This is a genomic window from Enterococcus sp. CWB-B31 (genome assembly GCF_020567645.1).
Classification (GTDB): Bacteria; Bacillota; Bacilli; order Lactobacillales; family Enterococcaceae; genus Enterococcus_L.
The window spans coordinates 26778-48626 of the sequence record NZ_JAJDJW010000022.1 but is presented as its reverse complement, the minus strand read 5'-3'; the positions used below and the strand labels follow the sequence as shown (position 1 = coordinate 48626).

Sequence of the window (21849 nt, the reverse complement as noted above, 5' to 3'; positions counted from 1 at the left end):
AAATCTAGTTCTTTTCCAATGTCTCTATCAACTCTTCCAGTTCTGCCAGGCGTGATTCAAATACTTTCATCGCATCTTCTATATAAGCCGGTTTTGTCATATCAACACCTGCTTTTTTCATCACCTCAATCGGATAATCACTGCTTCCGGATTTTAAATAGCTCAAATATTTTTCCAAAGCTTCAGGCTCCTGCTTAATAATCTTGTCTGCAAGTGCAGAAGCAGCGGAAAATCCTGTTGCATATTGATAAACATAGTAGTTATAGTAGAAATGCGGAATTCTAGACCACTCTGAAGCAATCTCTTTGTCCTCAGCGACTTCCGGTCCATAATATTTTTGATTCAATTCTGCATAGTTTTCATTTAAATATTCACTGGTCAAGGGTGTTCCCTTCGCATCCTCAACATGGATAAATTGTTCAAATTCAGCAAACTGAGTCTGACGGAAAATTGTTCCTTTGAAACCATCTAAATAGTGATTTAACACATAGGCCCTTACCCGAGGATCTGCCTCTGTTTCCAAAAGATATTCAGTCAAAATATTTTCATTCGTTGTTGATGCAATCTCTGCAAGGAAAATCGAATAATCTCCGTATACATAAGGCTGATTATTTCTTGTAAAGTAGCTGTGAACACTATGTCCCATCTCATGAACCAGTGTATACAGCTGATCAAGACTGTCATGCCAGTTTAACAAGATATATGGGTACGTATCATAGGCACCTGACGAATATGCTCCGCTGCGCTTTCCCTGATTTTCCACTACATCAATCCAGCGATTATCAAAGGCCTCTTTTACAACATTTAGGTACTCTTCTCCCAATGGAGCCAATGCTGTCACAGCTTTATCTTTTGCTTCTTCATAGGAATATCTTACAGGTGCATCACCCAATATTGGCGTATACATATCGTACATATGAAGCTCCTCAAGATTCAACAGCCGTTTTCTCAGGCTTACATAGCGATGCAATAATGGCAGGTTTTTATTGACTACTTCCAAAAGTGTTTCATAAACACTTTCCGGTATATGATTATTGCTTAGTGCTGCTTCTCTGGCAGAGCTGTAATTTCTGATTTTCGCTTTAAAATTATGTGTTTTTACGTGCGAAGACAAAGTGGATGCAAACGTATTGTTAAACTGTTCATAAACACTGTAAAGTCCTTTAAATGCTGCCTCTCTTACCTTTCTGGAAGTACTCTCCATTAGTTGACCGTAAACTCCATGACTTAATTGAACTTTTTCACCCTTTTCGTTTTCAATCACAGGGAATTTTAAATCAGCATTATTCAAAATGGAAAATGTATTGCTTGAAGCTCCAAAAATTTCACTTGCTCCAGCCAATAAAGCTTCCTTATCCTCAGTCAATACATGGGCGCGACTATCTAAAATATTCTCAATGAAGTGTTTGTATGATTTCAATTCAGGCATTTCTTCAAAATAACCCCATATTTCTTTATCAGTAAGTGAAAGTACTTCCGGCTCAAACCAAGCTACAGCTTCACCAACTTTTGAATATAATGTTGCAGCCCTTGAATATAACGCCTGCTGTTCTGAATTCGCAGTATCCTGATCGTTTTTTAAATGCGCGTACACATAGATCACTTCAATTTTTCTATAGACATCCAGCAGATATTCAATACCAGACAAAAACGCTTTGCTGCCATTTCCAAGCGTTCCTTTTATTTGTTCAGCTTTCGTTATTTCCTCTGAGAGCTGACTATATGCTTTTTCGAAAGCTTCGTCATCTTTAAAAATAGCAGTTAAGTCCCACGTTAATTCAGTTGCAAGTTCTTCTCTTTTTGGTAATTGTTTTGCATCGCTCATATACATTACTCCCTTCATTCATATTATCTATAGTATCATATTTTTAATGGAGTACCAGTCTTTATCACTCGACCAGTACCGAGCTTTTTAAAGGGTGTTTTTGATTTAACTGACAGACTATTTACATTTTCTGTTACAGTAAAAAAATCAGCAGAATAAGGTTCCTGCTTTAGCAAGTCAAAGGTCATTAGACTCTCAATCAAATAGCAAACATACCACTCTATCAAGTCACCTTTAAAAACCAGCGGAAAATCATAAAGGATATCTTGTTTAATGATAAGCTCATACACAGCTTTATAGATATCCAGTTTTGAAATTTTTTGTAGTTTTGCCTTCAGCAGATATTCCCAAATTCGATGACGAAGAATAAATGCAGGTGCCTTGAAAATAAATGTTTGATTGATCGTATAATAAAACCAGGGATGAAGCTCCAGCAAATGTAAGTACCTTTCATAGAAATATGCCTGTTCATTCATAATATTCCGGTCTTTTGCAATCAGCTTTCTAGTAATTGTCCGATAATTTTTACTCATTTCCAGTTTAAGCTGATATCTTCTATAATGAAGTAAAGGCGCTCCGAAATTCCCTTGCAATAGTTCACCTAAATTTCCATAAAAAAATGACCAGCTTCTACTTCCATAATAAAGGTGTTTTTCCGAATCCTCTTCCAAGTGGTAGTGAAAAGCCAGCTGCTCTTTTTTCCAGTCTGCAGACCATATATGGAAGCCCAGTTCTTTTGTATAGTTGCAAAATTGTTTTGTACTGTCCTTTAATCTCTCTGGATTCCACAGCTTGGTCCCGCAAATCCATATCGGCTGATAGCCATGCTTTATGTAAGTAAGTGTCCTTTTCAACATTTTTTCAGGTGCTAATATACTACACTGAATTTCCACTGCCAAGTGACCAATCAGTATATCAGGACGCTGCTTTAAGTCCGGCAGATAAACTTCAAGCTGGTAGTCTATTTTAGATCGAAGACACCATTCTGCCAACGTACGTTTCAGCCATAAATGTTCTTCGGTCTCCTGCTCTCCGGAATATACACACGACTGATTAGACAGATGAGCGAAATGTGGAATTCTTATTTTTCCTATTTTTAAACGAACATGCTGATAACAAATTGGACAGCTAAATACCGTTGCCTTCCAGCCATTTATCTTATCCCGGTCAGTCTGTATCAGCGTGACTAATTTTCCTGTATCAGTTTTTGCAGTCAGCATTATAATCACCTCTGAATATAATACGCAAAAAAATAAGTATCCATCTCCAGTTTCCAATTTTTTTATACAACAAAAAAACCGAATCAGTCGGTTATTAACTGATTCGGTCTGACAAGTTTGTTATTGAAAGTAGTATCTCGTTAATTCTATTGCATTACGTTCCATAATACAACTTCCGTATTCATTAAGAACTTCAGGAGTAACAGATGCTACCTGCCCAAATTCTAGTAATTTTGACCATTCATTCTCCATCTCGTGGACAGAAACTTCATCTAAAAAGAATATAACCTGTAAAAAATATTTTTCTTTATATTTATATAGGTTGGCAAGCATTGTCTTTGCATATATTTCATTAGCCAATTGAATCATTGCATCAAAACTGCTCAATTCAAGAACAAAACTTCGGACACTGTCATCAACCAGATCTTTTGTCTCATCCACATAGCTTGCTTCAAGTTGTTTTCTGATCATCTCACTTGCTTCATCAGAACTTAAGTCATTGAAGCTGCCAATATTAGGAACATCATCAACAGAAGCGTTCTTACTGATGAACAATTCTAAACCATCACTTTTAGGCAGGACCTGAAAAGTAATAGCTTCACTTCCCTGAAACTCATCCTCAATATCCACTTCTTCCAAAATACTGTAGAAAAAGTTTTCTACTTCCTTATGATTCCCCAACAAATCCAGGAAAGTAATCCCACGATCTGCCAAGTCTTCATTACCAATCAATACTCGAATTGTATTTTCATTAATATGTTCCATTTCCATCTGGTTCCACCTCGCTTTTTGCTCAAGTCAGGAAACTACTTCTAGGTTAATTGTATAGCAATCACCTCAAAAGTAAAGAGAAAAGTTCATTTATTTGAAAAATAAACACCAGACATTATAAATTTCATAATAAATAAAGTTACTGTTAACTCTGGAAAAAGTATTTGCCGACAAAAAAAGAGTCCTACACAATTTAACAAGTAAATGTGAACAGAACTCTTTAAAACCTGCAGGAATAAACGGACAGAATCAGTAAGTATCCTGCATTATTTTATTTGTAACTATTTTGGGACTTTGTCCAAACTTCTCAATACCACAATAATTAACTTACAGTTTTATAAACCAGCCATCAATTGTGCCTGGCGTAACTCAAGTTGACGAACGTCTCTTGACAAAAAGCGTCTGATTTCATCTTCGTTAAAGCCAACCTGCAGTCTCTTGTCATCGATCATGATTGGTCGACGCAACAATCCTGGATTGTCTTTAACCAATTCTAATAAATCTTGCAGTGGAAGTTCATCAAGATCCATGTTTAACTTTTGGAAGACTTTAGAACGAGTAGAAATAATTTCTTCTGTTCCATTTTCTGTCATTCTTAAAATTGCTTTCAATTCAGAAATATCTAACGGTTCAGAAAAAATATTTCTTTCTTTAAAAAGAATTTCATGTTCTTGTAACCACGCACGAGCCTTTCGACATGAAGTACAACTTGGGGAAGTATACAGTGTCAACATTGCGCATCACTCCTCTTATGAGTTAGTTATTTTATTTAGAAAAGAAGTTATATTAGATTTCTCTTCCAAATACAGTATACCGAATTTCAAGTGGAAATACTAGAGGATTTTGAAGAAAAAAAATGTTTTTTGTAATTTTCTCTCTATTTATTTTACTAATAAAGTCAAATTAATACCTTTGAGTAATAACGTTATAACATTCCTTATCTTCCTGTAATAATTTTCACAACTATTACAGCTGAAAAAACTGTACTATTATCATCTTTTCAGAGACGAAAGAATTGATATGGGATTTAGTACCTGTCTAAAAACGCTAGTATGCCGATCGATTTAAAGCTAAGTTGGGCTTTTAATCCAAGAAATGTGCTGACAACTATCCAATAGTATTATATATGAGACTGCTGGATAGGAGACGAACAGTCGAAGAAGCGCAGGAGCAAGCTTTTAACCCAAAAATGAATTATTGCTAATTCATCTGATTGTCATTCTGCTGAAACAAGGGGGCTGATTTCGTTTAAAGATTGAATATTTACACATTCAAAGCTTACCGTCTGCATACAGCTATTTCTTTTTGACACATTTATCCCCAGCAGAGCAGTGCATGTCATCCTGCTAACGCTCCTAGATGAGCTAGTCTTTATTCAAAGAACATTTATCGAGGCTTGCGCATACAGCATGTCTTGTATGTCCTTAAGACATACGACGAGCATTCGAAAAAGCGTGGGAGCAAACTCCTGATAAGGATCTAAATTTTAACCCATTTATCTCTATCAGAGTATTGCCTACCATCTCACTAGTTTATTTATCTTAGTGAGACTGGCAATTTCATTAGATGTTTCTACACAAGTGAAACTGACAAAATATCCTCCAATTCTTTGGGTGAATTTTAGCAAATTCAACGGATCGTCGAACACATACCATCCCACTAGATGTTCCTGCAGCAATGGGACTGGCAACTCATTCCCTCCATAGTTTCCAGACACATCCTGGAAAAATTTCTGTTCTTTTCATTTTATTAATTGTATACTGTTTTATATGCGCAATTAAGAAAATAGGGTGGTTAATTATGGAAACAATTTTTTCAGGTATTCAGCCTAGCGGAGTACCAACAATCGGCAACTATATCGGTGCACTAAAGCAGTTCATTAACCTACAGAATGAATATAACTGTTACTTTTGTATTGTCGATGAACATGCAATTACTGTACCTCAGGACCCTCAAAAATTAAGACAGCAGACACGCAGTCTTGCTGCACTTTATCTGGCGGTTGGAATCAATCCTGACAAATCAACAATCTTTATTCAATCTGAAGTTTCAGCTCATGCTGAGGCTGCCTGGATTATTCAATGCAATACAACAATTGGTGAACTGGAACGGATGACACAGTTCAAAGATAAATCTCAAAACAATGGAAGAGCAGGTGTCAGCGCCGGTCTTCTGACTTATCCTCCATTGATGGTTGGGGACATCATCCTTTACAATGCGAACTTAGTTCCTGTTGGAGAGGACCAGAAGCAGCATTTGGAATTGACACGTGATTTCGTAGAGCGTTTTAACAAACGTTATGCACAGCCAAATCAGGAGATTCTTACAATGCCTGAAGTACAAATTGCAAAATATGGCAGCCGAATCATGAGTTTACAAAATCCAGCAAGTAAGATGAGCAAATCAGACAGTAATCCTAAAGGCTTCATTTCCATGCTGGATACTCCAGATGTAATTCGCAAAAAAATTAAATCAGCAGTGACAGATTCTACAGGAATTATTGAATATAATCCAGAAAATAAACCAGGAATTTCAAACCTGCTGAGTATTTACTCCGCTGCAACAAATCGTTCTGTTGACGAACTAGTTGCTTCCTATGAAAATAAAGGCTATGGAGAATTCAAAGCAGATGTTGCAGAAGCAGTTGTATCCCTCCTTTCTCCAATTCAGAAAAGACATCAGGAAATTCTCGCTTCAGATGAATTAGATGACATATTAGACCGCGGCGCAGAACGAGCTCGTTTTGTCGCAAATAAAACATTGCAGAAAATGAAAAACGCAGTGGGGTTGGGGAGAAAAGTCAGAAGAAAATAATAAATAAATAGACAAAAAAATGAGTTTGGAACAGAATTAAAGTTCCAAACTCTCTTCATATCTAAACCCGAATAAACGGCGGGACAAAAGCAAAAATTCTTTTTGCGACGAGTAACCGCAGGAGCAACTCCTTCGGAATTAAGCCGAACTATCCTGAAAATATGAGAAACTACTTTCGGATAGTCCTTCTTAATTCTCGGAGCTGATCGCTTTTGTCCCGACCTCACTTTATCTTTTAAACTGAGCATCATGAAGACGTCGATAATGTCCGCCTTTATCCATCAGCTCCTGATGGGTTCCTTCTTCGAGGATTCCTTTATCACTAACCACAATGATACGTGTTGCATGCTTAATTGTAGCCAGTCGATGAGCAATAATCAGCGTTGTTCTGCCGGCAGCCAGTGAATTCAATGATTCCTGAATAACCTGCTCTGTTTCTGTATCAAGAGCTGATGTTGCCTCATCTAAAATCAGAATAGGTGGATTTTTGAGAAACATCCGTGCAATTGCTACACGTTGTTTCTGCCCGCCGGAAAGTTTTACTCCCCGCTCCCCAATGATTGTGTCCAAGCCTTCAGGAAGTAAATCAATGACTTTTTCCAGATGTGCAAGCTTAACAGCCTGTTGAATTTCTTCCTCCTTGGCATCCAGATTTCCATAGGAGATATTCTCGCGAATCGAACCAGGAAACAGAAAAACATCTTGTTGAACAATACCGATTTGGTTTCTTAAAGATGCAAGAGTCATCTCCCGAATATCCATACCGTCAATTGTAATTTCTCCGCCCGTCACATCATAGAATCTTGGCAGCAAATTACACAATGTTGTTTTACCGGAACCGCTCTGTCCCACGAAAGCCACCGTTTCTCCCTTTTGAATCGAAAGATTAATATGACTTAAAACCTTTGTGGCATCTGCGTATGAAAATGAAACATCTTTATATTCAATATCCCCTGTTAAATGTGTAACCGCAACAGCATTGGGACGATCTAGAATGGTCGGTTTCTTATCCATTTCTTCGGCAAAGCGTTTAAATCCTGCAATTCCCTTTGGATAACTTTCAATCATCGTATTTACTTTTTCAATTGGACGAACGAAAACATTGGCCAGTAGAATAAAAGCAACAAACTCTCCCTGAGTAAGCTCTCCTTTAATAATATAGTACCCGCCAAAAATCAGTGTAAATAAGTTAATTAGACGAATCATCAAATAATTGTAAGCTGAGCTGATCCCCATAATCTTATAAAATAGGATTTTTGACTGTCTATATGTTTGATTTAATCCCTCAAAACGCTCACTTTCGAACGGTTCGTTGGCAAAGGATTGTGTCACTCGAATCCCGCTTACAGAAGCTTCCACTCCTGCATTAAACTCCCCCAGATTATCATAAATTCTGGTATTAACCTTTGTCATTTTCTTATTAAAGAAAATCAGGGCAATTGCAATGAACGGAATTAGTACAAATGTAGCAAGCGCCAGTTTGACATGAAAGCTCAGCATCAGCAGGAATGAACCTAATAAGGTCATAATCGTAATGAAAATATCCTCCGGTCCATGATGGGCAACCTCAGAAATTTCGAATAAATCTGTTGTTAAGCGACTCATCAGTTTCCCCGTTTTCTGATTGTCATAATATTCAAATGGCTGAGTTTGCAAATGCTGATACAGCTCCCTGCGCATATCAGTTTCTATATTGACTCCAAGCTTGTGTCCAAAGAACACAACAATATATTGGAGAATTGTATTGAGAACATAGAAAACAAACAAACCAAAACAAGCCAAGGCAATTAAACGAAAATTTCCTTTCGGCATCAGCTTGTCCAAAACCTGATTAACAACCACCGGAAAAGCCAGCTCTAAAAGTCCAGCCAAAACTGCACAGCTGAAATCCAATAAAAATAATCCCTTATATGGTTTATAATAACTAAAAAAACGTTTTAACATGTCATCGTCCCCCTCCTTTTCACATGCACGCCTCCTATTATACGAAAAGAAAATTTGAGATGCAAAAGAAGTTGGTAAATTTTGTAAAAACATCTGAAAATTTCTTTATTCTGCTGAAAATCGAGAAAATACATCAAAGTCGCCTGATCTCATCTGTGTCCATTTTTTGTACTGTCAAAATACATGCATCGAACCTAACAGCTTCTGTCTTCATAACTTAGGGGGGAGCTGTTTTATTTGTTTAAATCTGCCCTTTCTTATTGTAAATAGCTTAAAATATATTTATTTAAGCCTGAATTTAGTCTATCATTCAAAACCAGCTTTGTTTTTTTTAATAAATCAATTACAATGAAAGAGTTAAATATTTTTCTGAAACTAAAGTGTGTCTGAAAAGTTAGTGGCATTTGAATTTTTCAGTGATTTTTGTTGAAATCAAGGAAGAAAACACAGTTTATGTGGTTCATAAGCGAGTATTTATGACGATGCATTCTATAAAAATCATCAAACTATTCACCGCTTGAGTTTTCAGACACACCCTAATCAAAAGGAGTTGTTTTTGTTGTTAAAGTCCGTTGTGTTTGATGTTGATGATACTGTTTATGACCAGCAGGTTCCTTTTTATTCTGCTGTAAAAAAGATTTTCCCTACATTTCCTAATGAAGAGATACCCAAATTCTATATTCGCTTCCGTCACCATAGCGACAGTGTTTTTGAAAAAACAACTTCTGGTGAATGGTCATTGGCAATTATGCGCTTTTATCGATTAGCTGAATCTCTGAAAGATTTTGGCTGGTCCTCGTTAACAGAAAAAGAAAGCTGCGCTTTTCAACAGGTCTATGAAGATGAATTAGGGAATATCCAGATGCATCCTGAAATCGTTCGAGTGTTTGACTATTTAAAGGGAAAACAGATTCCCTTGGGGATTATTACAAATGGCCCCACTGACCACCAGTACAAAAAGATTAAACAGTTAAAAATCGAAGCATGGATTCCATCTGACAATATCTTTATTTCTCAAAGTACCGGTTTTCAAAAACCTCAAAAAGAAATTTTTGATCTAACTGCGAAACAGATGCAGCTTGATCCTCAGACTGCTCTTTATATCGGAGACAGCTTTGAAAATGATGTCGTTGGTGCGCATAATGCTGGTTGGCATTCTTTATGGCTCAATCACAGATTAAGAGATAAACCAAAAAATACGGAAGCATCCTCTCTAAAAGAATTAACTTCCTTCGATAAACTTTTTGATACAGTTTCCTCCTTCATCTAGTAAAAAAAAAGGGTTGTGACAGAGCTTCTTCATAAGAGCTTGATCCTACACTTCTTATGAATGCTCGACTCATACAAAGACTGGAACACCGTTTATTCGGCTTTAGGGGTACTTATATCACAATCCCTCCTAAAAGTCTTTGTATGTCTCTGCGGTTAGCTACCTTCTATTTAAATTTGAATGTGTAAGCATTCAATCTTTAAACAGAGTCCATCCCCTTGATCCAGCAGAATGCTAGACAGACGACAATCTTTAAAGGTGAAACATTCACCCCATAATTGGAGCAGCTGCCAATTAATAGGAGAGAACAACGCGACATTTTCTGCTGTGTTATTCTCGTGCTGTATGCACGTTTCTTGGATTAGAGTCATAACTTAGGTTTAACTTAGTCAATACACTACCAGAAAAAGTATTCTATTTTTTAACACAAAAGCATTTTTTTATTTGATAATAATTTTTTTCTTCTCGCCTTTAATAGTCAGTGTAAAGCTCAATGATTTTATCTCTTTAGGCAAATTATTTTTAACTGAAATTTCACCATTAGTAAAGGTAAGTCCAGCAAATCCATAGATTAAGCCTAGCCAAGAACCTCCCATATTAGCCGCATGAATCCCATGACTGGCATTTCCTTGATGATCTTCTAAATCCATTATTGCTGCTTCTTTAAAAAATTGATATGCCAGCTCTTTTCTGCCTAGCTTACTTGCTGCAACACCATACACTGCTTTGGAAAGTGAACTATCATGTGTAGTTAATGGTTCGTAAAAATCAAAGTCACGAGCGACTTGCTCAACAGGAACATCGAAAAGCATATGAGCTAAAATAGTATCTGCTTGTTTCAAAACTTGATACTTATAAATAATCATTGGATGGTAATGTAAGAGCAATGGATAGTTTTCCTCAGGCGTGTTTTCAAAATCCCATATCTCTTTGCTTAAAAATGTATCATCCTGATTAGTAATCATCAAAGTCTCATCAAAGCTAAAATACATTTGATCAGCACACCGCTGCCAATGCTTTGCTTCATCGTTATTTTTGTTCAGCCGATTTGAAAGCTGAACTGCATAATAGAGATTATTTTGTGCCATTTTATTTGTATAATAATTATTATTCACTAACGCAGTATATTCATCAGGTCCAGTTACTCCATGAATTTCAAAGCCTCGCTTTGAAAAAAAGCCGTAACTTGACCAAAATCTAGCAGTTTCAAAAATTAATTCACTATTTATCTCAATAAACTCGGCATCCCCTGTTACTTTTTCATATAGTTCAAATGCATAGGTGATATCTGCATTAATATGAACTTGTGCCGTTCCAGCAGGATAATAAGCAGAGGTTTCTTCACCATTGATTGTACGCCAGGCAAAAAGAGCCCCATTCATTCCCAGTTCTTTGGCTCTATCTTGTGCTTTGGGCAAAATATTTGTACGGTAGGTTAATAAGCTTTTAGCTATTTCCGGTTGTGTATAAATAAAGAAAGGCAATAGATAAATCTCCGTATCCCAAAAATAATGTCCTTCGTATCCTTCTCCTGTTAGTCCCTTAGCACAAAAATTGCTAAAGCCATCACGTCCTGCCGAGTTAAAGAGGTGGTATAAATTGAAACGAATTCCTTTTTGAAGCTGAGCATCACCTTCTATTTCAATATCTGAGCTTTCCCAAAAATTTTTGAAAATTTCGATTTGTTGTTCTTTAAGCTCATCATAGTGAACAGAGTCAAATTTATTTTCACGAGAAATTTGATAGAGCTGTGTGAAAGTCGTTATCTCCCCTTCATCAATTAACAACTCTTCAGAAAAAGTATCAAACCTGACATGCAGACTCAGGCAGCTATTTGGTGTAGTAAATTTATTTCCTTCGTGAAGCAAATTAACGCTAATTTTTTTAATTCTTGGATCAAATTCAAGGCTCTCCTCCACTGAAATAGGGATTGCCTTTTTAGTAATTTGTATTTTTCCGGAAAAATTGATTGCTCTAATCCTAATCTTTTGAGCATAAGTATTTCGATTGAAATGGCTGGTAAAGCTTTCAAGCTCATATTCAATTTTTTTTCCATCAGCTGTTTTATAGATAAATATTTCTGTTAGAATACCTCGTTTCATATCCAACTCGACATTCATAGAACACAAAGAAAGATTGTCATCTCCGTCAATAGCCAGTTCCACACTTCTTAAGTCAAATAAATTGACCATTGTTTGATGATTTTTGGCATATCCATATGCATTTTCTCCATAGTTGATCTCATTACTTTCATAAAATCCATTCAAAAAAGTACATGGATTACTTTCCTTTATCGGCATAGGCAGACTAGCACAAACACCTATAGCACCATTTGCTTGAGCAAATAAAGTTTCAATATTTTGAACAGAGGTATTTCCTAAATCATCTAAAGTTAAAATAAAATCATTAATCATCTATTTCTTACTCCTAATTCATAATTATATTTTTAGGTAATCTAAGAATAAATAAAAATTTTACTCAGATTATTTATTCCTAAATAGTTCTCTAAACAGCAGCTTGCTTAGTACGTGTTCTAGTGTCTTGTCCGGAAATTACTCTTCTGTAAAACACAACTGCAAGAATCGTCATGGTCAAACATTCGGGCAGTGAGCCGCAAGCGACTCGACTGCGAAATTTGGTTGTCCGATTCCATTGCTGAATCAAGTTAAATCAGCTGTAACGATCCTTGTAAGGCAGCTGCTGATTCCCGATTTTCCTTTAATACTATGGAAATTCTTGATTGTCCGATCTTTTTGTTTTTCACTGACTCAAACACACATCCTATCATTTCTTTCTCTTACCAAACAGCTCTTATTTAACCGTATTCGACTATTAACAAGGGTTTATCAACAAAAACAGAGAAAATAAATCTACAGATAAGAATGCTGGGGCGTGTCTGAAAAGTTAGTAAGATTTGAATTTTTCAGTGACTTTAGTTGAAATCAAGGAAGAAAACACGGCTTATGTGGTTCATAAGCGAGTATCTATGACGATGAGTTCTATAATATTCACCGCTTGAGTTTTCAGATACCCCCTAAGATAAAATCTATTTCTCACCATCCATCCGAACACCTTGCAGAAAGTATTTATTAAAAATAACATACAATATAACAATTGGAATGATGGAGATAATACTTGCCGGCATAATTTGATCCCAGCGTTGACCAGCATTTTGTGATTTAAATGTTTGCAGTCCTAATGTCAAAGTATACTTAGATGGTGTTGTCATGTAAAGCATCGGTTTTAAGAACTCGTTCCAAAAACCCATAAAGACAAAAACAGCTTGAGTCGAAATGCTGGGTTTAGCTAAAGGCATTACAATTCTAAAGAAAGTTCCTGTTCGAGATAATCCATCAATTGTTGCCGCTTCTTCTACCTCTTGAGGGAAGCTCAAAAAGAACTGCCGCATCATAAAAATATTTCCGATATTAATTGCAGCGGGTAAAATCAAGGCTGTAAAGCTGTCCTTCATCCCAAGACTTGAAATAATTAAGTAGTTGGGAATTAATAAGACCTGAGCAGGCACCATCATCATTGCCAGCATTCCCCAATAAATTCGCTCACGACCTGGAAAGGTAATCCGAGCTAAAGCATATCCGGCCATTGTATTCAAAAATAAATTGACTGCTGTACCTATGATCGATACAATCAATGAGTTCATAAACCAACGTGGAAAATTTTCACTTCGTCCTAAAATATATTGATAATTCGCCAATGTAAAATCGCCGCCAAAAATATTCATTCCACCGGAAACAATCTCTTTTAACGGCTTAAAGCTTGCAGCTACCGCCCAAATAAATGGATAGAAGGTTATCAAAGCATATAAAATCAAGATCACATACAATAAAATCTTAAAAAATTGCTGTTTTTTTGTCTTTTTCATTATTTTCCTCCATTTAATTTTTCAGCGATACGGCTTACAATAAAAATTATTATCGATAAAACAACAGCTAAGGCTGCGGCAAATCCCATGGTTGGCATTTGTCCAAATGCATTTTGGTAAATTAAAAGACTGAGTGTCAGAGTAGAATTATTAGGCCCGCCGCTTCCGTTACTAAAGATATACGCTTGGTCAAACATTTGAAAAGTTCCTATAATTCCTGTTATTATGACGTACGTTGTGATTGGTCGCAGATAAGGGATCGTAACAAATCGCAGCTTTTCTAAGGCATTCGCTCCATCAATTTCAGCTGCTTCATATAGAGAATAAGGTAAGTCCACTAAGGATGCAAGATAGATAGTCATAAAATAAGGTACAGTTGACCAGATATTCATTGCCATAATAACCTTTAATGCATATTCTGGTTCCTGCAAAAAATTGATTGGCGTATTATACAAACCTAAATTTATTAAAAAATCATTGATGGGTCCATTGATATTAAATAAGAACATAAAGATGATTGTCAAAGCGCTGGAGCTCGTCAGTGTAGGTAAAAAATATATCATCCGAAAAACTTTCTTTCCTCTAACATCACGGCTTGCTAGAACATACGCCATTACAAGGGCTATGATTGTTTGAATAGGAACAACGAACAGAGCAAAAACTGCCGTATTTTTCAAAGCGATTAAGCTCCTTGTATCTTTAAATATATTTATATAGTTTTCAAAGTTATTCCACGTATACTCACCAGTAAATAAATCAACTTTATTGAATGATAAATAGATAGCAAAAACAATTGAAATAACAAAAAATACCAACAAAACTAGAAGTGCAGGTAGGATAAAAGCATAACCTTGCATTATTTTATTGATTTCTCTTTTTGATTTTTTCACTCTTTTTTCCATTTTTTCCTCCTTAAGACCAACCATCTTTATTCTAACAAGCTTAAAGAATGTTCCGAGTAAGTTCAGGACAAACACTCATGAAAACTTTTGTCCCCATGAGTGTTTGACTTGACCTCCTACGCAGCTTATTCAGCTTTTTTAATATCTTCAATGGCTTGCTTGTCAGCTTTTTTCATTGCATCTTCCAGAGTTGTTTTCCCAGAAGCAACATCCGGCCAATAATTCATATAAGCATTATTAATCGTAGTCAGGCTGGTTCCTTTTTGCCAGACAGTAGAATAATCAACTGCAGTGAGATGAATCTTCAAATCTTCATTTTTACTAACATCTGCTGTTTCTGCTACATCATCTCGTGTTGGTAATGTTCCAGTACCATTTACCCATTTCGCCATACCTTCTTTACCAGTAGCAAATTTGATCCAAGCATCTGCCAAAGCCGAGCTGTTCGTTCCGGCGTATTTGCCCCAGCCAACAGAGAACATCATGCCGCCTTCTTCTCCTTTGTATGTCGCCATTGGTGAAACTGAAAAGTTGATATCTTTAAATTCATCTTTCAACGTTTGATACACCCAGTTTCCTTCATCCATCATTGCAATTTTCCCTGTGCCAAATGCTTCTCCATTCCACCCGGCACCAATCTCTTGAGGGGTTACTACAGCATCCGTACCAATCAATTCTTTAAGAATAGACAGATTATTTACAACATTTTCATCTTCAAGGTTAGGCATACCATCTTCCATTATCGGCTCCGCTCCATCACGGGCCGCCAAATGATAGGCGCGCGAAAGTTCGGCAGTATAGCTCATTGCTTTTACTTTTCCCTCCCCATACTTTTCATCTAATTTTTTTTGAAAACCCGGCAACCAATCGATTAACTCTTCATAAGAACCGGGAACAGAGTCAGGATCAACACCAACCTCTTCAAAAATACCTGTATTTTTATACAAAGCTAATGTTGAAAAATCTTTAGGAATAGCATAAAGATTGCCATCATCACTAAATGAATTTATCAAATTTTCATAGTATTTATCTGCTGAAAATCCTTCTTTATCTAATGGTGCAAGAGCTTTTTTACTTACTAAAAATGGAAAATATGAGGAATCTACATAAAATGCATCCGGTGCTGTTTTACCGATTAAATCTGTTTGAATTTGCGTATTATAATCTGTATATGTTTTTAAACTTACTTTTGCGCCTGTCTCTTCTTCAAAATCCGTTATCAAAGATTTTAAGGATTTTTCTTCTGACTCATTTCCTCCCCAAACACCTAATTTCAAGGTCTTACCATTAAAATCAGTCTCATCTTTTCCATTATCAGAGCTGTTGTTTCCACATGCAACCAAACTAATTGAAGCAACAGCTAAAATCCCAACCATAAATAATTTTCTCCATTTTTTCATAATCATCCTCCTAAGATAGTTGTAATCGATCTTTTAATGTGTAATTTTTCCCTTTTGAAATAAACGTTATATCAGCTCCATTCGCTTCTTTTGTCAATTCAAATCCATCGCTAGTTACTTTAACAGTGATAGACTGTCCTTGATAATCAAATCCATACGTTAATTCTTTCCAGGCATTTGGCAGATGAGGTTCAATTCTCAACTGCCCTTCAATCATACGAACACCGCCATAGCCAAAAACAATCATTTGCCAGATTCCTCCGAGACTTCCAGCATGAATACCATCATCTGAAGATTTCATGTATTCACCCATATCAATGTTGCAGGCTTTTTTGAAGAATTCATAGGATTCGTCTAGTTTCCCAAGATCAGCAGCAAGAATGGCATGTGTGGAAAGACTCAGTGAACTATCGTGAGTTGTTTTTGGTTCATAGTAGTCAAAGTTTTTTAATTTCAGTTCATGAGAGAATAATCCTTCGAACAAGTATAAGAGCAATAATACATCTGCTTGCTTTGTTATTTGCATTTCATTTACTTGCTCTAAATTATAGTCATGAAACAATCCATCAACTCCATCTACTGCCTTATAGTTAGACAAATCAATGACTTCCTTCTCTAAATATGAATCATCCTCTGGAATAATCCCCTCTTCTGTAGGCTGTGGTAAAAAGATTTTATCGACCTTTTGTTCCAGGTCACTGAGTACACGCTCCAATTCCAATTTTTGATTCAGCTTTTCAAAAAGGACAGGTTGATTTTCTTTGAGTTCTTCAGCTAAATTTAGAGCGTAAGTGACATTCCAATGTGCTGTATAATTTGTATAGGCATTATTGTTAACATGCTCCTTATATTCATCTGGTCCAATAACATCTCTAATCTCATAGCAGTCCTTTTCAGTATTGTACTCCAACCTGCTTCCCCAAAACTTAGCAGTATCAAATAGAATTTCATAAGCTTTTTCCTCTGCAAATTCTTTATCCCCGGTAACATCAATGTACTGCTTTACTCCAAACGTTACATCGCTTGTAATATGCTGCTCAATGAAGCCTGACCAAATTTTGGTTGATTGTCCTGTGACAATATCTGCAGCACCCCAAACTGGTGTTACTTCTCCATCAGTCGGATTTGCTGCTTCCCATGGATATTGGGCTCCTTCATATCCATTTGCTTTTGCTTTTTTATGAGCACCATCGAGACCTAAATATCGATAGGTCACTAAGCTCTTAGCGATATCAGAGTGTGTGAAATTAAAATATGGCAGCATAAAAATTTCTGTATCCCAAAAAGTGTGTCCTTTATAGCCTTCCCCACTCAAACCTTTGGCACCAATATTCATTCGATTATCATGAGCAGGTGTCATTATGTGTAAATGATATTTTGCAAAATGGATAGCTAGTTGATCTTTAAAATTTTCTGATTCAATTTTGATAGGGTGTTTATTCCAAATCTCTTCCCATTTTCTTGACGATTCATTTAACAGATCATCAAAAGAATGCATTTCGATTTCTTTCATTTCAGAAATAGCCGTTTGGCGAATGGCAGCTGCCTGATGATTAGAAAGATCATTATCAATAGAGGTATAGACACTCATTCTTTTTTCTATCAAAGCGCTTTCTTTTGATGGGAGATCAAAAAAGTAATTCATAAAGATTTGACGCCGACCCATTTCGATGCGTTCACTTACATTGGCTGCTTTTATATCATGAGCAACAGTGAAAACAAAATCAATTTTGCTGTCTTTCGTTCGCGGCATCATTTGCATGAACCTGCCGTCTATTAAGCCTTTTTCCCCTTCAGTAAAATGCTGACTTCCTGAGTTTGTAACTTGACCATCTATACCAGAACGAATTTGAATGCGAGCAGACTGCTCTGCTAAATTTTTTATCTCCACCAGACTTGATAAATAATGTCGACGAGCTTTGGATACAAAACGGCGAAAGGTAAACTGTAACTTTATTGTTTCAAATGTCCATTCAAATTCGCGTGTTAGTTCACCTGTTCTCAAATTTAAGCGCTTACTATAATTAGATACTTTTCCTTTTTCCAAGGTAAAATTTTCACCATTAATAATAAAATCCATCCACCACAAATCAGGAATATTTGGTAGTTCGCTCACTTCATTTTCATCAAATTTGTTGAATGTTCCCGCAACAAATGTATTACGGCGTTCATTAGTATAGTGTTCTTCTGCAGCACTTCGAGTGCCGAGATAGCCATTTCCCAGTGCCATGATACTTTCTGTCTTACCTAAATATTTACTGTCAAAGCCTAGTTCTTCAATTTGCCAAAGTTTATCTTTGAGATAATTCATTTTTGCCAACTTTTATCCTACTTTCTACTGTTTATTCCAAATTGTTTCCAGCTTGTTCCATGTTAATTCACTTGTATCCTTAACAACTGCAATATCTGTTCCCAGAATCTCTGGACTGCCAACTCCTATCGGCACTGCCCCGGCAGCCTTGATTGCTTGTATTCCTGCTTGAGCATCTTCAATTCCTAAAGCATCCTTAATATCTACCCCGACACCTTCTGCAGCAGCTAAGAAAATATCTGGTGCAGGTTTACTGGCACTAACTTTCTCTGGGTCAGCAACCATATCAAAATAGTCTGTCAGCCCCATTTGTTCTAAAAGAAAAGAACCATTTTTTGAAGCAGATGCAAGAGCAATCTTAATATTCTTTTCTTTTAAGCTTTTCAATAGTTCTAAAATTCCAGGATAAATATCTTTTGATGAAACAGCTTGGATCATTTGAACATAATTATCATTCTTTCGTGCAGCCAGGGCATTAAGCTCTTCCAATGAAAATTTATTTTCCTTATCGCCGGCCGCTATGATACGACGTAAAGACTCTTCTCTTGAGACTCCTTTTAACTGCTCGTTAAATTTTCTGTCAATTGAGATATCCAATTCATTAGCCAGCTTTTTCCAAGCTAAGTAATGGTATTCTGCGGTGTCCGTAATCACACCGTCTAAATCAAATAAGACTGCTCTAAACATTTTTTCAGAGAACTCCTTTATTATTTTTATCCTAAAACGTTTTAGTAATCGGCGAAAAAAATTATTCATTAAAATAAGTATTATTTCGAAAAATAACGACGACTAATCCAAATAGGTAAATGCCTATTATTAAAATTAATTTAAGCTGAAGCAGCAGTCCTAAAATAATAAAGGGGATCAGATATAGTGCATAGGCAACTAGTATTTTTTGGGGATCATAATTATTTCGATAGAACCAAGCTAAGAAATAACTCACTGCAAAAGTAACTCCTACTGTTAAAAGAAGAGACTCCGTTGACATCTCAGTCACAAAGAACAACCTCACTTTTAGCTGTGATATCATGCAAGAATTTCTCTGTTTTGAAATAGAGAACAATGCTAATCAATCCAACTATCCAGCCTAAAATTGGTAAAAAATACAAAATCTTAACCACTTCCCGCACGCTATCATCCATGATACTTATACCTGTATCTTTTACTTTGATTTTTGCGAACGATTTTCCAATTGTTTTTCCGCAAAAGGAGTGAACCGCCACAACATGGTAAATAATAAAAAGAGCCGCAGTTACTATTTCTGGCGTAAAATAACCACTTGACACTGCATTAACTAAAAAATACAGCGGCAAATAGATGACAATCCAATCAATTATTGCTGCTAAAACTCTTTGAACAAAAAATAATTTTTTCATACTACCACTTCCTAAAACGTTTTAGGTATATTCAGATTATATTTTGAAACGCTTTCAATGTCAATCTTTTTTCAAAAAATTTTTGCACTCTGTCTTTCTATCAATTCAAAATCAACAAAAGAATGTTTAGCTTGCCCTGTTTCTATATGTTCAATTAAGTTTTCAGCAGCTGCCTTTGCAATTTTAAAAATATCTTGTCGAACAGTAGTTAATGTTGGCGTTGTATAGGATGCTAACGTAATATCGTCGAATCCTACTAAAGCAATCTGATCTATTAGTTCCAGCTCTTTCAATGCCTTCAAACAACCAATTGCCATAAGGTCACTAGCAGCAAAAATAGCATCATATTTCTCTAGCTCATTTATTTTGAATAGCTTCAAAATCATTTCAAATGCTCGTTGCTCACTATAGTCAGCAAATACTACGTGGGGCTCTTTTACAGCCTCTTTATATCCTGCTTCACGTTCAAGAGATACCGTTGCCCTAGGATCCCCATTCATAAATAGGATATTCTGAAATCCCTTATTAAGGAGAGCCTTTGTCATTTCAAAGCTTGCTTTTTCATTGTCAATACTAACCATTCCAATTTCTGTATTATCTATATACAAATCAATAGCGACTACAGGTAAATCAAACTGTTTCAGCTCTTCATAATACGGATCAGTTGTGCGCAGACCTTGAATAATTACCCCTGAAATATTATGCTCGCTACAAAACTGTTTAAGTGTTTTTTCATTTTGCTTCTTTAAATTCGTAGAATAGAATACAAACTCATACTTTGTATCATCTAAATATTCACTAACACCAGAAATGATTTCTAAGGGCATTGCCACTCCTCGAGCAATAGCATTAATATCATTTAGAATAAGTGCAACTGTTTTCATTTGTTTGCTTGACAAACTGCGTGCAGCAGAGTTTGGGATATAGCCAAGCTGTTTGGCAGCCTCTTGAACCCTTTTCTTTGTATCTTCGCTAATATCCTCATAATCATTAAAAACATGTGAGACACTACTTACTGAAACTCCAGCTAGTTTAGCAACATCTCTTATCGTTATTTTCTTCACTATACATTCCCATCCCCTCTACCTCTATTGTATTCTATAGATTACTTAAACAAAAATCAAACAGCAGTTGTATCTATTCCAAGGTTCAAGCACAGATTGTTTCTCTCTAATAAAATATTAGCTTATATCCATATCTTGTTAGATATTTACAGCAGAATTTGCTCTAACAAATAATAAACAGCATTTACAATACTTAGAATTTAATTCCCCTGGAATAAAAACAATCCTATCAATAATTCATCCCCCACAAGTAAGGGTCGTCTCCTTCCTTCCATAGATAATAAACTAAGAAACATAGACAGGGGGATTAATATAACTTTTGGACCGAATTCTTCACACCAGCTTTCGATAGATGACCGATTTCAACAAGCAAAGATTACTGGAAACCATTATATGTGGGGACTTACGATTCCAGTATGCCTTGCATATCCCCGGTTCCAATCAATAACCTTTCAGTAAAAATAGTTTTAATCGTTTCCGAAGATGATCGTATCTTCAAAGGTAAGAATTTTTATGAATTCTTGCTATTAGCCTACGCATACAGCTATCTCTTTATACATGGAATAAATTTTAACAAATTTATCCCCATCAGAGCTTCGCATACCATTCTGCCTGCTGTTCCTGCAATAGTAGGATATCCTTGTATCTACGAGTCTCACTACATTGCGCTACACTACACTTCGTTTCGATCTCATCAATTTCTAAATGGCAGAGCCATTAAGAATTGAAGGACTTCGTTTCGATCTCATCAATTTCTAAATGGCAGAGCCATTAAGAATTGAAGGACTTCGTTTCGATCTCATCAATTTCTAAACGGCAGAGCCATTAAGAATTGAAGGACTTCGTTTCGATCTCAACACTCTCTAAATATCAGAGTCATTAAGAATTGAAGGCCCTTATTACATTCTCGATACAAACACGTCCATTTGGAAATGTGTCGGCAGGTCTTATATGACCCATCGGACCTGCGACGAGCATTCGTAGAAGCATGTCCTTGTATGATTTCCTTCAGATAAGAAAAGACTGTCACCATGCTCCTTACTATTTAGCTTTTCAATCTTTTGACGAA

16 protein-coding genes are annotated in these 21849 nt (G+C 36.1%); 2 read left to right on the top strand and 14 right to left on the bottom strand.

The genetic code is table 11. The features are described 5' to 3' along the window. Nucleotides 1-4: 4 nt before the first annotated feature. From pepF to spxA, 4 genes are all read right to left on the bottom strand, one after another. Nucleotides 5-1825: an oligoendopeptidase F gene (gene pepF / locus LI954_RS14915; RefSeq protein WP_229444834.1), complete on the bottom strand. Its 1821-nt coding sequence runs from the start codon at nt 1823-1825 to the stop codon at nt 5-7. A gap of 35 nt (nt 1826-1860) precedes the next feature. Continuing rightward, entirely contained in the window at nt 1861-3045 is a 1185-nt protein-coding gene (locus tag LI954_RS14910; protein WP_202067693.1) for a competence protein CoiA, read from the bottom strand. Nucleotides 3046-3165: 120 nt separating this feature from the next. Next, nucleotides 3166-3816, bottom strand: coding sequence for an adaptor protein MecA (locus LI954_RS14905; RefSeq protein WP_229444833.1), 651 nt, complete (start codon nt 3814-3816; stop codon nt 3166-3168). 335 nt (nt 3817-4151) lie between these two features. Further along, a complete protein-coding gene (spxA, locus tag LI954_RS14900) occupies nt 4152-4550 on the bottom strand; it encodes a transcriptional regulator SpxA (RefSeq protein WP_202067691.1) in 399 nt (132 codons plus the stop codon). Nucleotides 4551-5616: 1066 nt separating this feature from the next. Here spxA and trpS point away from each other — a divergent pair. Beyond that, the gene (gene trpS / locus LI954_RS14895) at nt 5617-6630 is read left to right on the top strand and encodes a tryptophan--tRNA ligase (RefSeq protein ID WP_202067690.1); all 1014 of its coding nucleotides are present in this window, start codon (nt 5617-5619) and stop codon (nt 6628-6630) included. A 228-nt stretch (nt 6631-6858) separates the two neighbouring features. Here trpS and LI954_RS14890 read toward each other — a convergent pair whose 3' ends face one another. Then, nucleotides 6859-8574 (bottom strand): ABC transporter ATP-binding protein, encoded by a 1716-nt coding sequence (locus LI954_RS14890; protein ID WP_202067689.1) that lies wholly within the window; start codon nt 8572-8574, stop codon nt 6859-6861. Between the two features lie 559 nt (nt 8575-9133). Between LI954_RS14890 and LI954_RS14885 the strand changes: the two genes are divergently transcribed. After that, nucleotides 9134-9844, top strand: a complete 711-nt coding sequence (locus LI954_RS14885) for an HAD family hydrolase (RefSeq protein WP_202067688.1) — start codon at nt 9134-9136, stop codon at nt 9842-9844. Nucleotides 9845-10284: 440 nt separating this feature from the next. Here LI954_RS14885 and LI954_RS14880 read toward each other — a convergent pair whose 3' ends face one another. The 9 genes from LI954_RS14880 to LI954_RS14840 all read right to left on the bottom strand — a co-directional run bounded on the left by LI954_RS14880 (nt 10285) and on the right by LI954_RS14840 (nt 20780). Next, nucleotides 10285-12258, bottom strand: coding sequence for a glycoside hydrolase family 65 protein (locus tag LI954_RS14880; RefSeq protein WP_229444832.1), 1974 nt, complete (start codon nt 12256-12258; stop codon nt 10285-10287). Between the two features lie 632 nt (nt 12259-12890). Continuing rightward, nucleotides 12891-13727 (bottom strand): carbohydrate ABC transporter permease, encoded by an 837-nt coding sequence (locus LI954_RS14875; RefSeq protein ID WP_202067687.1) that lies wholly within the window; start codon nt 13725-13727, stop codon nt 12891-12893. Beyond that, complete coding sequence (locus LI954_RS14870) at nt 13727-14629, bottom strand: carbohydrate ABC transporter permease (protein ID WP_202067686.1); 903 nt, start codon at nt 14627-14629, stop codon at nt 13727-13729. The genes LI954_RS14875 and LI954_RS14870 overlap by 1 nt, the downstream gene beginning before the upstream one ends. 125 nt (nt 14630-14754) lie before the next feature. Further along, a complete protein-coding gene (locus tag LI954_RS14865; RefSeq protein WP_202067685.1) occupies nt 14755-16029 on the bottom strand; it encodes an extracellular solute-binding protein in 1275 nt (424 codons plus the stop codon). A gap of 10 nt (nt 16030-16039) precedes the next feature. Then, entirely contained in the window at nt 16040-18340 is a 2301-nt protein-coding gene (locus tag LI954_RS14860) for a glycoside hydrolase family 65 protein (protein ID WP_202067767.1), read from the bottom strand. Nucleotides 18341-18364: 24 nt separating this feature from the next. Beyond that, nucleotides 18365-19027 carry a beta-phosphoglucomutase gene (gene pgmB, locus LI954_RS14855; protein WP_202067684.1) on the bottom strand — a complete coding sequence of 221 codons (663 nt, stop codon included), beginning with the start codon at nt 19025-19027 and terminating at the stop codon, nt 18365-18367. A 61-nt stretch (nt 19028-19088) separates the two neighbouring features. Beyond that, nucleotides 19089-19283: a hypothetical protein gene (locus LI954_RS14850; RefSeq protein ID WP_202067683.1), complete on the bottom strand. Its 195-nt coding sequence runs from the start codon at nt 19281-19283 to the stop codon at nt 19089-19091. A 46-nt stretch (nt 19284-19329) separates the two neighbouring features. Beyond that, nucleotides 19330-19716 (bottom strand): RDD family protein, encoded by a 387-nt coding sequence (locus tag LI954_RS14845; protein WP_229444831.1) that lies wholly within the window; start codon nt 19714-19716, stop codon nt 19330-19332. A 71-nt stretch (nt 19717-19787) separates the two neighbouring features. Then, nucleotides 19788-20780 (bottom strand): LacI family DNA-binding transcriptional regulator, encoded by a 993-nt coding sequence (locus LI954_RS14840; RefSeq protein ID WP_229444830.1) that lies wholly within the window; start codon nt 20778-20780, stop codon nt 19788-19790. Nucleotides 20781-21849: the final 1069 nt, after the last annotated feature.